This is a genomic window from Phenylobacterium sp. GW823-FHT02A09 (assembly GCF_058797775.1).
Map to the genome: position 1 here is coordinate 336,064 of NZ_JBXAJZ010000001.1, position 12,193 is coordinate 348,256.

11 protein-coding genes and 1 pseudogene are annotated in these 12,193 nt (G+C 66.9%); 6 read left to right on the forward strand and 6 right to left on the reverse strand.

Annotated features, from left to right (window positions below; all coding sequences use genetic code 11):
• Positions 1-4 precede the first annotated feature (4 nt).
• Positions 5-424 (forward strand): J domain-containing protein, encoded by a 420-nt coding sequence (locus tag AC1Q87_RS01805; protein ID WP_492607302.1) that lies wholly within the window; start codon positions 5-7, stop codon positions 422-424.
• A gap of 4 nt (positions 425-428) precedes the next feature.
• On the opposite strand, the gene AC1Q87_RS01810 is transcribed toward AC1Q87_RS01805, so the two are convergent.
• Positions 429-1,721: a D-alanyl-D-alanine carboxypeptidase gene (locus AC1Q87_RS01810; protein WP_492607303.1), complete on the reverse strand. Its 1,293-nt coding sequence runs from the start codon at positions 1,719-1,721 to the stop codon at positions 429-431.
• A gap of 306 nt (positions 1,722-2,027) precedes the next feature.
• Here AC1Q87_RS01810 and AC1Q87_RS01815 point away from each other — a divergent pair, with 306 nt between their 5' ends.
• The 4 genes from AC1Q87_RS01815 (at position 2,028) to AC1Q87_RS01830 (ending at position 4,936) form a co-directional block, all read left to right on the forward strand.
• Positions 2,028-2,462, forward strand: coding sequence for a phasin family protein (locus tag AC1Q87_RS01815; protein WP_312166461.1), 435 nt, complete (start codon positions 2,028-2,030; stop codon positions 2,460-2,462).
• 112 nt (positions 2,463-2,574) lie between these two features.
• Positions 2,575-3,036 carry a RidA family protein gene (locus AC1Q87_RS01820; RefSeq protein ID WP_492607304.1) on the forward strand — a complete coding sequence of 154 codons (462 nt, stop codon included), beginning with the start codon at positions 2,575-2,577 and terminating at the stop codon, positions 3,034-3,036.
• On the forward strand, positions 3,033-3,779 hold the full coding sequence (locus AC1Q87_RS01825) for a glycerophosphodiester phosphodiesterase (RefSeq protein ID WP_492607305.1): 747 nt from the start codon (positions 3,033-3,035) through the stop codon (positions 3,777-3,779). Before AC1Q87_RS01820 ends, AC1Q87_RS01825 begins: the two co-directional genes overlap by 4 nt.
• Positions 3,776-4,936, forward strand: a complete 1,161-nt coding sequence (locus tag AC1Q87_RS01830) for a GNAT family N-acetyltransferase (RefSeq protein ID WP_492607306.1) — start codon at positions 3,776-3,778, stop codon at positions 4,934-4,936. Before AC1Q87_RS01825 ends, AC1Q87_RS01830 begins: the two co-directional genes overlap by 4 nt.
• A 13-nt stretch (positions 4,937-4,949) precedes the next feature.
• On the opposite strand, the gene AC1Q87_RS01835 is transcribed toward AC1Q87_RS01830, so the two are convergent.
• Positions 4,950-6,488 carry an acyl-CoA synthetase gene (locus tag AC1Q87_RS01835; protein ID WP_492607307.1) on the reverse strand — a complete coding sequence of 513 codons (1,539 nt, stop codon included), beginning with the start codon at positions 6,486-6,488 and terminating at the stop codon, positions 4,950-4,952.
• 151 nt (positions 6,489-6,639) lie between these two features.
• Between AC1Q87_RS01835 and AC1Q87_RS01840 the strand changes: the two genes are divergently transcribed.
• Entirely contained in the window at positions 6,640-7,077 is a 438-nt protein-coding gene (locus AC1Q87_RS01840) for an HIT family protein (protein ID WP_492607308.1), read from the forward strand.
• Positions 7,078-7,168: 91 nt separating this feature from the next.
• Here the strand turns inward: AC1Q87_RS01840 and clpA are convergent.
• The 4 genes and pseudogenes from clpA to AC1Q87_RS01860 all read right to left on the reverse strand — a co-directional run.
• Positions 7,169-9,473 (reverse strand): annotated as a pseudogene (gene clpA / locus AC1Q87_RS01845) (ATP-dependent Clp protease ATP-binding subunit ClpA); the annotation flags it as partial.
• A gap of 6 nt (positions 9,474-9,479) precedes the next feature.
• Complete coding sequence (gene clpS, locus AC1Q87_RS01850) at positions 9,480-9,809, reverse strand: ATP-dependent Clp protease adapter ClpS (RefSeq protein ID WP_056734830.1); 330 nt, start codon at positions 9,807-9,809, stop codon at positions 9,480-9,482.
• A 151-nt stretch (positions 9,810-9,960) separates the two neighbouring features.
• Positions 9,961-11,229, reverse strand: coding sequence for a DNA polymerase IV (locus tag AC1Q87_RS01855; RefSeq protein ID WP_492607309.1), 1,269 nt, complete (start codon positions 11,227-11,229; stop codon positions 9,961-9,963).
• A complete protein-coding gene (locus AC1Q87_RS01860) occupies positions 11,226-12,125 on the reverse strand; it encodes an ROK family protein (protein ID WP_492607310.1) in 900 nt (299 codons plus the stop codon). The genes AC1Q87_RS01855 and AC1Q87_RS01860 overlap by 4 nt, the downstream gene beginning before the upstream one ends.
• Positions 12,126-12,193 lie beyond the last annotated feature (68 nt).

Consider the following 12,193-nt stretch of genomic DNA (forward strand, 5'->3'; position numbering starts at 1 on the left):
CCAGATGCTCTATCTCGCCCTTGGCTGCCTGTCGCTGTTCCTGCTGGTGTGGATCACTCGCGGCAAGCCCGTGCTGAAGCGGCGCGAGTGGCGGTTCCTGGCCGGCGCGCTGGCGATCGTCTGCTTCGCCGCGGCGGCCTATGTCGGCGTGCGCGGTGGATGGGGCAAGTCCATCGTCCTGGTGGTCATGGGGCTCTGGCTGGCGGTCTCGACGCGCCGGACCGGCATGGCGGTTCCACCGACCGCCGGGCGCATCAGCGACAGCGAGGCGCGCTCCATTCTCGGAGTCGGGCCGAACGCCACCGAGACCGAAATCAGGGAAGCCTATGGCCGCCTGATGCGCATGGCCCACCCGGACAAGGGTGGGACCAGCGGCCTGGCCGCGCAGTTGAACGCGGCCAGGGATCGTCTGTTGAAGAAGTAGTCCGTCAGGCCGGACGGACGACCATGCAGGCCAGGCGCTTGGCTTTCAGGGCCTGGCAGGCGTCCTTGGCCGAGGCTTCGGTGTAGCCCGAGAACCGCGCCCGATAAGCGCCAGCCTTGCCGCCGACTTCGCCGTTGGCGGCGCTGAAGTGCTTGCCGAACCGCTTGGAGACCAGGGCCAGCTGTTCCTTGGCGTCGGACTTGGACTTGAACGCGCCGACCTGGACCGACCACTTGCCGGCCGCCTTCTTGTCGCGCAGGGCGCTCTTCGACGGCTCGACGATCTTGGTGCGGGCGGCGGCGGGTGTCGGGCTGGCCGAGGCGAGCACGATCTTCAGGCCGTCCTGCTCGTTGTCGCCTTGCTCCACCGAGGGACGAACGATCGGGCCGGTGGGCTCGGGTTCGAACAGGTTCTGGGCGACGGTGATCTTCTCGCCGCGGTCGCGGCGGGCCATGACGTCGAAGCCGGTCAGGATCAGGTCTTCGGCGTTGTTGTTGCGCACGGCGGTCGACGGCGCGCCGAGCACCACGGTGATCAGGCGGCGATTGTCGCGCACCGCCGACACGGCGATGTTGAAGCCCGAGGCGTTGGTGAAGCCGGTCTTCAGGCCGTCGACGCCGGGCATGCGGCCGAGCAGGCCGTTGTGGTTGCGCATGGTCACGCCGCGGAACGTGAAGCTCTGCTGGCTGAACAGCTTGTAGTACTGCGGGTAGTCGCGCATCACCGCGCGCGACAGGATCGCGATGTCGCGAGCCGTCGAGACCTGGCGGCTGTCGGGCAGGCCGGAGGCGTTCACGAAGCGGGTGTTCTGCATGCCGAGCTCTTCGGCGCGCAGGGTCATCATCGCCGCGAAGCGGGCTTCAGAGCCGCCGAGCTTTTCGGCCAGGGCGACTGCGATGTCGTTGGCCGACTTGATCGCCAGCGCCTGCATCGCCTGTTCGACGGTCAGGGTCTCGCCGGGGCGCAGGCCTAGCTTGGTCGGCGCCTGGGCCGCGGCGCGGGGCGAGATCACCACCGGGTCGTCCAGATGGATGCGGCCGGCCGCCAGCGCCTCGAACGCCAGGTACAGCGTCATCACTTTTGTGATCGAGGCGGGATACCGAGGGCTGTCCGCGCGTTTGGCGTACATGACCTCGCCGGTCTTCGCATCGACCACAATGGCCGCGTACTTGGGTTGGCTGGCGGGCAGCTGAAGGTAGGGAACCTGAGCCTGTGCGGTCGAAGCCGCCACCGGCGCGACGGCGGTCGCGGCGGCGAGGGCAAGGGACGCAATCAGGCGGCGGGCGCGCTCGAACATACGGTTCGTCCGTCGATACAAAGGGTTAAGCGGCCCCCCGGGCCACTCCAGATGAGTCCTAGCATGCCAGCGGTAGCCTTGCGCGATGGTAAACAGGACTTGAACGGGCCCATTTGTCGCGCCTGATCCGTTCAACTCTTGCGTGAACGCCCGGCGCCTAGCGAACGGGCAGGAAATTGTGCACTGCACAAAATCCGCTTGACTGCTGCACTGCAACATGGGAAATGACGGGCGAGTTCAAGGCAAGTCCCCGTCCACGTTTGCGTCGCGGTATCACCGCCCCATCCCGACCCCAGGAGCCCGCCCATGGCCGCCGCTGAGACCGTCAAGAACACCGTCGAACAGTTCACCACCGCCGGCAACGTCGCCTTCAAGGACGCCGTCGAGAAGTCGCTCGCTCAACTGAACGAGATGAACACCCATTCGAAGAAGAACCTGGAAGCCGTCATCGCCTCGGTGACCGCCTCGACCAAGGGCGCTGAAGCCCTGGGCGCCCAGGCCATGGCCTACTCCAAGAAGGCCGTGGAAAATCACGTCGCCGCCGCCAAGTCGCTCTCGGGCGCCAAGTCGGTGCAGGAAGTGATCGAGCTTCAGACCACCTACGCCAAGTCGGCCCTCGACGCCTACATCGCCGAAGTTTCGAAGATGTCGGACATCGTGTCGTCGTCGGTGAAGGATGCGGTCAAGCCGCTCAACGAGCGCGTCACCGCCGCCGTCGAGCGCCTGCAGGCCGCTCGCTAAGAGCTCCCAGTCGCCCCGCTCCGGCGGGGTGTCCGAACGGAAAAGGCCCGCGCCAGCCCAGGCGCGGGCCTTTTCTCTTTTCGGGTTCAGAGCGCAGCGCTAGACCTTCGGCATGTCGAAGGTCGAAGAACGCCTGTCTGCGCTCGGGCTCACCCTGCCGCAGCCCAATCCGCCGGTCGCCAACTACGTCCCCTTCGTGAGGGCCGGCGATCTCGTCCACATCTCGGGCCAGGTGTCGCTCGACGCCGGCGGCGGGATTCGCGGCACGGTGGGTGAGGAGGTCGACCTGGAGACCGCCAAGGCTGCGGCGCGGCTTTGCGGAATCAACCTGATCGCCCAGATGAAAGCGGCCTGCGACGGCGATCTCGACCGCGTGGTCCGCGTGGTCAAGCTGGGCGGCTTCGTGCAGGCTGGCGCGAGCTTCCTGGAGATCCCGCAGGTCGTGAACGGCGCCTCGGACCTGATGGTCGAGGCCTTCGGCGACGCCGGCAAGCACGCCCGTTCGGCGGTCGGCGTCTATCGCCTGCCGCTCGGCTTCTCGGTCGAGGTCGACGCCGTGGTGCAGGTTCGGTGAGCAATCCGTTCGGCGAGGCCTGGGACCTGCTGTTCCAGCCGCCGGTGGCGCACCGGGGGCTGTGGACCCGCGGCGGCGCGCCTGAGAATTCGCTGGCCGCCTTCCAGGCTGCCTGCGAGGCGGGCTACGGCGTCGAACTGGACGTCCATCTGTCGTCGGACGGGGAGGCGATGGTCTTCCACGACGACGACCTGAAGCGGATGACCGGGGTCGAGGGCAAGCTGCGCGACCGCACGGCCGCCGACCTGGGCGACCTGTCGCTCAAGGGCACCGACGAGAAGATCCCGACCCTGCGCGAGACCCTGGCCCTGATCGGCCGGCGGGCGATGGTGCACATCGAGCTCAAGACGCCCTATGGCGAGGTCGGGCCGCTGGAGCAGCGCGTCCATGAGCTGCTGATCGATCACGCTGGTCCGACCTGCGTCATCGGCTTCAATCCGTACTCCCATGCCTGGTTCGCCGATCGCTTCCCGGGCGTCCTGCGCGGCCTGGACAGCTACGATTACAAGCAGGCGCCGAGCATGAACGAGGCGCAGCGCGACTCCTTCGCCCGGCTGGAGCACGTGTCGATCGCCCGCCCGCACTTCCTGGCGCTGCACATCGGCATGCTGCCCGACGAGCGAGCCGCGAAGTTCCGCGAGGACGGGATGCCGGTCGTGGCCTGGACGGTGCGCGAGCCCGGCCAGTGGGACGCAGTGAAGGACTACTGCGACAACCTGATCTTCGAGGGTTTCGAGGCGTGAAGCTGAAGCCGGCGGTGCAGATCAGCCGCCGAATCGCCGAGATCGGGCGCGAGGCGTGGGACGCCTGCGCCAGCCATCCCGACCATCGCGGCAACCCGTTCGTGTCGTTCGACTTCCTCGACATCGCCGAGGCGGCCGGTTGCGCGGTCGAGCGCACCGGCTGGGGACCGCAGCACCTGGCGGTGGAAGACGAGGCCGGCCAGATCGCGGCGGTGACGCCGCTGTATCTGAAGTCTCACAGCCAGGGCGAATATGTCTTCGATCATGCCTGGGCCGACGCCTATGAGCGGGCCGGCGGGCAGTACTATCCGAAGCTGATCTCCGCGGCGCCGTTCAGCCCGGTGACCGGGCCGCGTCTGCTGGTGCGGCCGGATATCGACCTGGAGGAGGCGCGCCGCATCCTGCTGGGCGGCGCCTTGGCCGTGTGCGAGCAGTACGAGGTCTCGTCCCTGCATGTGAACTTCCCGACGCAGGCCGAGTGGGAGTGGTTCGGCGAGCGCGGGCTGCTGCAGCGCCAGGGCCAGCAGTACCACTGGCTGAACCAAGGTTACGCCAGCTTCGATGGGTTCCTCGAGGCGCTGTCGTCGGGGCGACGCAAGACCATCCGCCGCGAACGGCGCGACGCCCAGGCCGAGGTCGAGATCGTCGCCCTGACGGGCGCGGAGATCACCGAGGACCATTGGGACGCGTTCTTCGGCTTCTACATGGATACCGGGTCACGCAAGTGGGGCAGGCCCTATCTCAACCGGCTGTTCTTCTCGCTGCTCGGCGAACGCATGGCCGATCGCGTGCTGCTGGTTATGGCGCGGCGCGGCGGACAATGGATCGCCGGGGCGCTGAACCTGATCGGCGACGACTGCCTCTACGGCCGCAACTGGGGCTGCATCGAGGACGTGCCGTTCCTGCACTTCGAGCTTTGCTACTATCAGGCGATCGAGTGGGCGATCGACCGAGGGCTGGCGCGGGTCGAGGCTGGCGCCCAGGGCCAGCACAAGATCGCTCGCGGCTATCTGCCGGCGCCTGTCTACTCGGCCCACTACATCGCCGACACGCGGTTGCGCGGCCCGGTGGACGACTTCCTGCGTCGCGAGCGCGAGGCGGTGAACGGCGAGATGGAATGGCTCGCCGAGGAGTATTCGCCTTTCCGCCAGGGCTGACGGCCGCGGCGTTTCAGATCTTCCGGTCCTGCCAATAGGCGTCGCGCAACAACCGCTTGTAGAGCTTGCCGGTCGGCAGGCGCGGCATCTCCTCGATGAAGTCGATGGAGCGCGGCGCCATGTAGTGGGCCAGCCGCTCGCGGGCATAGGCCATCAGTTCGGCCGCCAGATCGTCGCTGGGCGCCTGGCCTGGCGCCGGCTCGATCACGGCCTTCACCGCTTCCCCCATCTCGGCGTCGGGCACGCCGAAGACGGCCACGTCTGCGACCTTTGGATGGGTGACCAGCGCGTCCTCGATGGCCTGGGGATAGATGTTCACGCCGCCCGAGATGATCATGAAGGCCTTGCGGTCGGTGAGGTAGAGATAGCCGTCCTTGTCGAGATAGCCGACGTCGCCGAGGGCGTTCCAGTTCGGGTGCTTGGGGTGGCGGGCCGAGGCCGTCTTGGCCGGATCGTTGTGGTATTCGAAGGTCGGGGCCTCGCGCTCGAAATAGACGAGACCGGTCTCGCCGATCGGCAATTCCTCGCCGTCCTCGTCGCAGATATGCAGCACGCCCAGCGCCGCTCGTCCGACCGATCCGGGGTGCTCCAGCCAGTCCTCGCTTGTGATGAAGGTCGAGCCCGAGGCCTCGGTGCCAGCGTAGTACTCGTAGAGGATCGGTCCCCACCACTCGATCATCTGGCGCTTGACCTCGACCGGGCAGGGCGCGGCGGCGTGAACGGCGACCTTGTGGCTTGAAAGGTCGTAGCGGGTCCGAACCTCAGTAGGCAGCTTCAGCATGCGCACGAACATGGTGGGCACCCACTGGCTGTGGGTGACGCGGTGGGTCTCGACCAGTTGCAGCGCCTGTTCCGGATCGAAGCGCTCCATCATCACCACAGTGCCGCCGAAGGACTGCACCGTGAGCACGTATGCCAGCGGCGCGGCGTGATATAACGGGGCCGGGGAGAGGTAGACGCTCTCCGCCGACAGCCCGTAGCGATTAGCCATCTGCCGCGCGTCGAAGCCCTCGGCCGGGGTGATGTCGGGCAGGGGGCGGAGAATTCCCTTCGGGCGGCCGGTGGTGCCCGACGAGTAGAGCATGGAATCGCCCATCCACTCCTGGGCCAGCGGTTCGGGCGAGCCGGACGCGACGGCTTCCTCGTAGGAGGTCCATCCCGGGATGACGCCGCCCACCATCAGCCGGATAGGGCAGTTCGGGATCAGGTTCAGGAGCTCGGCCGCCGTGTCGCGCTTGGCGTAGGAGGTGATCAGCGCCTTGGCCCCGCAGTCGTCGGCGATATACGCGGCCTCGTCCGGCGGCAGGTAGCGGTTGATGCTCGTGACGTAGAGGCCCGAGCGGAACGCCGCCCAGACCGGCTCCATGAATGCGAGGTTGTTCTCCATCAGAACGGCGATGTGATCGCCGCGGCGCAGGCCTTGGGCATGGAGAAACTGCGCCAGGCGGTTCGACCGCTCGTTCAGTTCGGCGAACGTCACGACTTGGCCCGTGTCGGCGGAAATCATGACCGGCTTGTCGGGCGTCAGCCGCGCGTGATCGGCGAGATACATCGCTTCCCTCCCTCCGCGGCCTTTGCTGGCCGTCTGTCCGAGCAGGTTATCGCAAGGCGAGGAGGCGTAAACCCGTCGCTGGCGCAACGGCCGTGTTCCGTCGTCCGGGGCAATGCGCTACCACCGTGCGACGAGTTTGAAGGAGCGCCCCATGAGCCTGGACGGGACCTACGAGGACGGCAATATCTTCGCCAAGATTCTGCGCGGCGAGGCGCCGGCGGCGAAGGTCTTCGAGGACGGCGAGATCCTCGCCTTCATGGACGTTTTCCCGCAGTCCAAGGGCCACACCTTGGTGATCCCCAAGCACTCCCAGGCGCGCAATCTGCTGGAGGTGGAGCCGGAGGTGCTGACCCCGCTGATGTTGGGCGTCCAGCGCATCACCCGAGCCGTGCGTTCGGCCCTGAACCCCGACGGGATCATGGTCGCCCAGTACAACGGCGCGCCGGCCGGTCAGACGATCTACCATCTGCATTTCCACATCATCCCGCGCTGGGCGGGGCTGGAACTCGGCCGTCATGGCGCGGGCGGAATGGCGGATCCCGCCGAACTGAAGGCGCTGGCCGAGCTGATCGCCGCGAAGATCTCCTAGGCCCCCGAACGACGGCAAAGAAAAACCCCGGAGCCGAAGCTCCGGGGTTTCGCATTTGAGGCCTTCGAAGCGGGTTAGTCGGCCAGCTCGGGCGCGGCGTCCTCGGCCGGATCCTCGATGATCGGGGCGCCCGGTTCGCGGTCGTCGCCTTCGATTTCGAAGCCCAGCTTGCTGTCCTTGAGGACCACCTTGACGTGGCCGCCCTTGACCAGCTTGCCGAACAGGATCTCGTCGGCCAGCGGCTTCTTGATGTGCTCCTGGATGACCCGGGCCAGCGGCCGGGCGCCGTAGAGCTCGTCGAAGCCGTTCTTGGCCAGCCAGTCCGCCGCTTCCTCGGTCGTCTCGATCGTGACGTGACGATCGGCGAGCTGGGCTTCCAGCTGCATGACGAACTTCTGGACGACCTGGCGGATGATTTCCTGCGTCAGCGGCTTGAACTGGACCACCGCATCCAGGCGGTTGCGGAACTCCGGCGTGAACAGGCGCTTCAGGGCCTCGTCGACCTCGTCGTCCTGCTTGCCGCGGCCGAAGCCGATGGCGTTGCGCTGGGCGTCAGAGGCGCCGGCGTTGGTGGTCATGATCAGGACCACGTTCCGGAAGTCGACCTTCTTGCCGTTGGCGTCGGTCAGGACGCCATGGTCCATGACCTGCAGCAGGATGTTGAAGACGTCGGGGTGAGCCTTCTCGATTTCGTCCAGCAGCACGACCGCGTGCGGGTGCTGATCGACAGCGTCGGTCAGCAGGCCGCCCTGATCGAAGCCGACATAGCCGGGAGGCGCGCCGATCAGGCGGCTGACCGTGTGGCGCTCCATGTACTCCGACATGTCGAAGCGCAGGAGCTCGATGCCCATGGTCGAGGCCAGCTGGCGGGCGGTCTCGGTCTTGCCGGTGCCGGTGGGGCCCGAGAACAGGTAGCAGCCGATCGGCTTGTTCGCGTCGCGCAGGCCGGCCCGCGCCATCTTCATGGCGGCGGACAGTTGCTCGATCGCGTCGTCCTGACCGTAGACGGCTCGCTTCAGATCGACCTCGAGTTCCTTCAGCGCCACCGTGTCGGACTTGGAGACCGACTTCGGCGGGATGCGGGCGATCTTGGCGACGACCGTCTCGATCTCCTTCACGCCGATGGTCTTCTTCCGCTTGCCCTCAGGCAGCAGCATCTGACTGGCGCCGGCTTCGTCGATGATGTCGATCGCCTTGTCCGGCAGCTTGCGGTCGGTGATGTACTTGGCCGACAGCTCGACCGCCGCCTTGATGGCGTCGCCCGTGTAGCGAAGCTTGTGGAACTCCTCGTAGTAGGTCTTCAGACCCTTGAGGATCTTGATCGTGTCCTCGATCGTCGGCTCGTTCACGTCGATCTTCTGGAAGCGACGGACCAGGGCCCGATCCTTCTCGAAGTGCTGACGGAACTCCTTGTAGGTCGTCGAGCCCATGCAGCGCAGGGTGCCCGAGGCCAGGGCCGGCTTGAGCAGGTTGGAGGCGTCCATCGCCCCGCCGCTGGTCGCGCCGGCGCCGATCACCGTGTGGATCTCGTCGATGAACAGGATCGCGTCCGGGTGGTTCTCCAGTTCCTTGACGACCTGCTTCACGCGCTCTTCGAAGTCGCCGCGATAGCGGGTGCCCGCCAGCAGCGAGCCCATGTCGAGCGAGAAGATGGTCGCGCCGGCCAGGACTTCCGGGACCTGATTGTTGATGATCTTCCGCGCCAGGCCTTCGGCGATGGCGGTCTTGCCGACGCCCGGGTCGCCGACCAGCAGCGGGTTGTTCTTGGTCCGGCGGCAGAGGATCTGGATGCAGCGCTCGACCTCGGCATGACGCCCGATCAGCGGGTCGACCTTGCCCTGCTTGGCCTTCTCGTTGAGGTTGACGCAGTAGGCCTCGAGGGCCTCGCCGCCGGTCTTCACCGCAGGCTTGTCCTCTTCGTCGGAGCCCTTGACGGTCTTCGGCTGGTCGGCCCCGGCCTTCTTGGCGATGCCGTGGGCGATGTAGTTCACCGCGTCGTACCGCGTCATGTCCTGCTCCTGCAGGAAGTAGGCGGCATGGCTCTCGCGCTCGGAGAAGATGGCCACGAGCACGTTGGCTCCGGTCACTTCCTCACGGCCCGAGGACTGGACGTGGATCACGGCGCGCTGGATGACGCGCTGGAACGACGAGGTCGGCTTGGCGTCCTCGCCGTCGTCGACGACCAGGGACCGGAGCTCGTTGTCCACGTAATTGGTGAGCGTGGTGCGCAGGGCGGCCAGGTCCACGTCGCACGCGCGCATCACACCAGCCGAGTCCTCATCGTCGATGAGGGCGAGCAGCAGGTGCTCTAGCGTCGCGTACTCGTGCTTACGCTGGTTTGCGAAAGCCACCGCGCGGTGGAGAGATTCTTCAAGCTGGCGCGAGAATGACGGCACTGAGCCTCAATCCTTTTCCATTGTGCATTGCAGCGGGTGCTGATGCCGGCGAGCGGTATCAACCACCTGGGCCACCTTCGTTTCCGCCACTTCGTATGTGAACACGCCACACACGCCGACACCATGTTGGTGAACGTGCAGCATGATCCGCGTCGCGTCTTCGCGCGACTTGTTAAAGTATTGCTCAAGCACGTAGACGACGAATTCCATCGGCGTGTAGTCATCGTTCAGGATGAGCACGCGATACATCGACGGCTTCTGCGTCTTCGGCTTGGTCTGAGTGATGACCGTCGACCGGACGCCCGTATCTTGATCACCTTGCTTGCGCTCGGCCATCGAACAGGTCTCCTGAGGGCAGCCGCCCTCTCTACAATGGATTAGATATGGAAAAGGCTGCCGTATGGAAGGGTTGAAATGTCGCCCAAAGGCTCCAACCCGTCTAACCGCGCGTTTTTGTCACCCCGAATGCGGGGGAACACGGCAACCCTCAATCATGGGAGGTACGTTTCGCCCCCAATGCCCGTCCGGATGTGACGACATCGGGGCCGAATCGCGCCCGTAGCTTATCCACGGCGCGTTCCTCGACCAGCGCCTTCTGCTCAGCGCCGGCGAAAAAGTCATGCTCTACAGCATCGGCGTCGATCAGTTCGGCGACCCCGATGCCGATCAGCCGCCAGGGACGACCGTCGACCTCCTTGGCCAGCAGTTCGCGGCCGACCGCAAACAGCGTCTTCGCGGTCTGGGTCGGCACAGGCAGGGCCCGGCGGCGCGTGATGATCTTGAAGTCCGTCCGCCGCAGCTTGAGCGTAACGACCCGGCCGGCCACGCCGCCGGCGCGAGCCTGACGCGCCACCCGCTCGCACAGAGGGGCGAGCTTGTCCTCGAGGTCGGAGCGCGAGGACAAGTCCTCGTTGAAGGTGGTCTCGGCGCTGATGCCTTTGCGTTCCTCGTTCGGGTTGACGCTACGGTTGTCGCGCCCGTGCGCGAGATCGTGCAGCCTCAGGCCCTGGGCGCCGAAGCGCTGCGCCAGGATCTTGAGGTCGGCGCGGGCCAGGTCGCCGACCTTGCTGAATCCCGCGCCCTCTAGAGACTTGATCATCGCAGGTCCGACGCCGGGGATGATGCCGACGGGTTTGGACGCCAGGAAACTCTGCGCCTCGGCCGCGCCGATCACCGAGAAGCCGCGGGGTTTGTCGAGGTCCGAGGCGATCTTGGCGAGGAACTTGTTGGCGGCCAGGCCGATCGAAACCGTGATGCCAACCTCGGCCTCGATCTTCGCCTGCAGCCGGGCCAGGGTCTCGGCCGGCGGCGCGCCGTGCAGACGTTCGGTGCCCGACAGGTCCATCCAGGCTTCGTCGAGCGACAGCGGCTGAACCAGCGGGGTCAGGTCGCGCACCATCTCCATGATCCGCCGGCTCTCGGTGCGGTACTTGGTGAAGTCCGGCTTGATGATCACCGCCTGGGGGCAGAGCTGGCGCGCCTTGAACATCGGCATGGCCGAACGCACACCGCTGATGCGGGCGATGTAGCAGCAGGTGGTGACCACGCCGCGCTTGCCGCCGCCGACGATCACAGCCTGGTCGCGCAGCGAGGGATCGTCGCGCTTCTCCACCGAGGCGTAGAAGGCGTCGCAGTCCATATGGGCGATCGAAAGCGCTTCGAGCTCTGCGTGCGCCACGATCCGCGGCGAGCCGCAGCCCGGACAACGGCGCTCGAAATCGCCGCGCTTGAGGCAGTCGCGGCAGAGGGCGCTCATGGCGTCAGCGGCCACAGCCAGGCGGCGCCGCGCACGCCGGAGGAATCCCCGTGCATGGCCGGCCGGATCTCGGTCTCGAACAGGTCGGAGAACACCAGGGGCGCGATGGCGGCCGGCAGGCGGTCGTAGAGTTCGCCGACATTCGACATGCCGCCGCCAAGGACGATGATGTCCGGGTCGAGCACGTTGCAGACCACCGCCAGCCCGCGGGCGAGGCGGTCGACATAGCGGTCGAGCGCTTCGGCCGCCGCGCGCTCGCCGTTGCGGGCCGCGCCGACGATCTGCTCGGCCGAAAGTCCGCCGCCGTGGTCCTTGGTAAGGCCAGGACCGGAGACCCAGAGCTCCATGCAGCCGCGCCGCCCGCACCAGCAGGCAGGCCCGGGATGTTCCGCGTCCGTCGGCCAGGGGAGGGGCATATGTCCCCACTCGCCGGCGAAGGCGTTGCGGCCCTCGAGGATCGTACGGTCGACCGCCACGCCGGCGCCGCAGCCGGTCCCCAGGATTGCGGCGAAGACCACGCGATGACCGGCCGCCGCGCCATCGACGGCTTCCGACAGCGCCAGGCAGTTGGCGTCGTTGGCGTAGCGCACCGGGCGATCCAGCACGCGGGCGAGATCGGCCGGGAATGGGCGGCCGTTGAGTTCGGTCGAATTGGCGTTGCGCATGAGGCCGGTGGCGGGGGAGGGCGAGCCCGGCCCGCCGACGCCGACGCCGACGCTGGCGCCGCTTATGCCCGCCTGACGCTCGGCTTCGCGGACCAACTCGCGAACCGCCTCGAGGCCGGCCGCGTAGTCGCGGGGCGAGGCGACGCGCACGCGGGCCTGGAAGCGGCCCTGCGCGTCCAGCGCTGCAGCCTCGATCTTGGTGCCGCCGAAGTCCACGCCGATCCGGATCATGAGGTCATGGTTTGTTCCGTTTTGCGCGCCTGTGCAATGGGCGCTGCGGCGAATTCGGTTGGCGCCCC

Bases quoted from the DNA above. Each gene is read 5' to 3' on its own strand.
- AC1Q87_RS01805 (WP_492607302.1), top strand. From the start codon at position 5: ATGCTCTATCTCGCCCTTGGCTGCCTGTCGCTGTTCCTGCTGGTGTGG.
- AC1Q87_RS01810 (WP_492607303.1), bottom strand. From the start codon at position 1,721: ATGTTCGAGCGCGCCCGCCGCCTGATTGCGTCCCTTGCCCTCGCCGCC.
- AC1Q87_RS01815 (WP_312166461.1), top strand. From the start codon at position 2,028: ATGGCCGCCGCTGAGACCGTCAAGAACACCGTCGAACAGTTCACCACC.
- AC1Q87_RS01820 (WP_492607304.1), top strand. From the start codon at position 2,575: ATGTCGAAGGTCGAAGAACGCCTGTCTGCGCTCGGGCTCACCCTGCCG.
- AC1Q87_RS01835 (WP_492607307.1), bottom strand. From the start codon at position 6,488: ATGTATCTCGCCGATCACGCGCGGCTGACGCCCGACAAGCCGGTCATG.
- AC1Q87_RS01840 (WP_492607308.1), top strand. From the start codon at position 6,640: ATGAGCCTGGACGGGACCTACGAGGACGGCAATATCTTCGCCAAGATT.
- clpS (WP_056734830.1), bottom strand. From the start codon at position 9,809: ATGGCCGAGCGCAAGCAAGGTGATCAAGATACGGGCGTCCGGTCGACG.
- AC1Q87_RS01855 (WP_492607309.1), bottom strand. From the start codon at position 11,229: ATGAGCGCCCTCTGCCGCGACTGCCTCAAGCGCGGCGATTTCGAGCGC.
- AC1Q87_RS01860 (WP_492607310.1), bottom strand. From the start codon at position 12,125: ATGATCCGGATCGGCGTGGACTTCGGCGGCACCAAGATCGAGGCTGCA.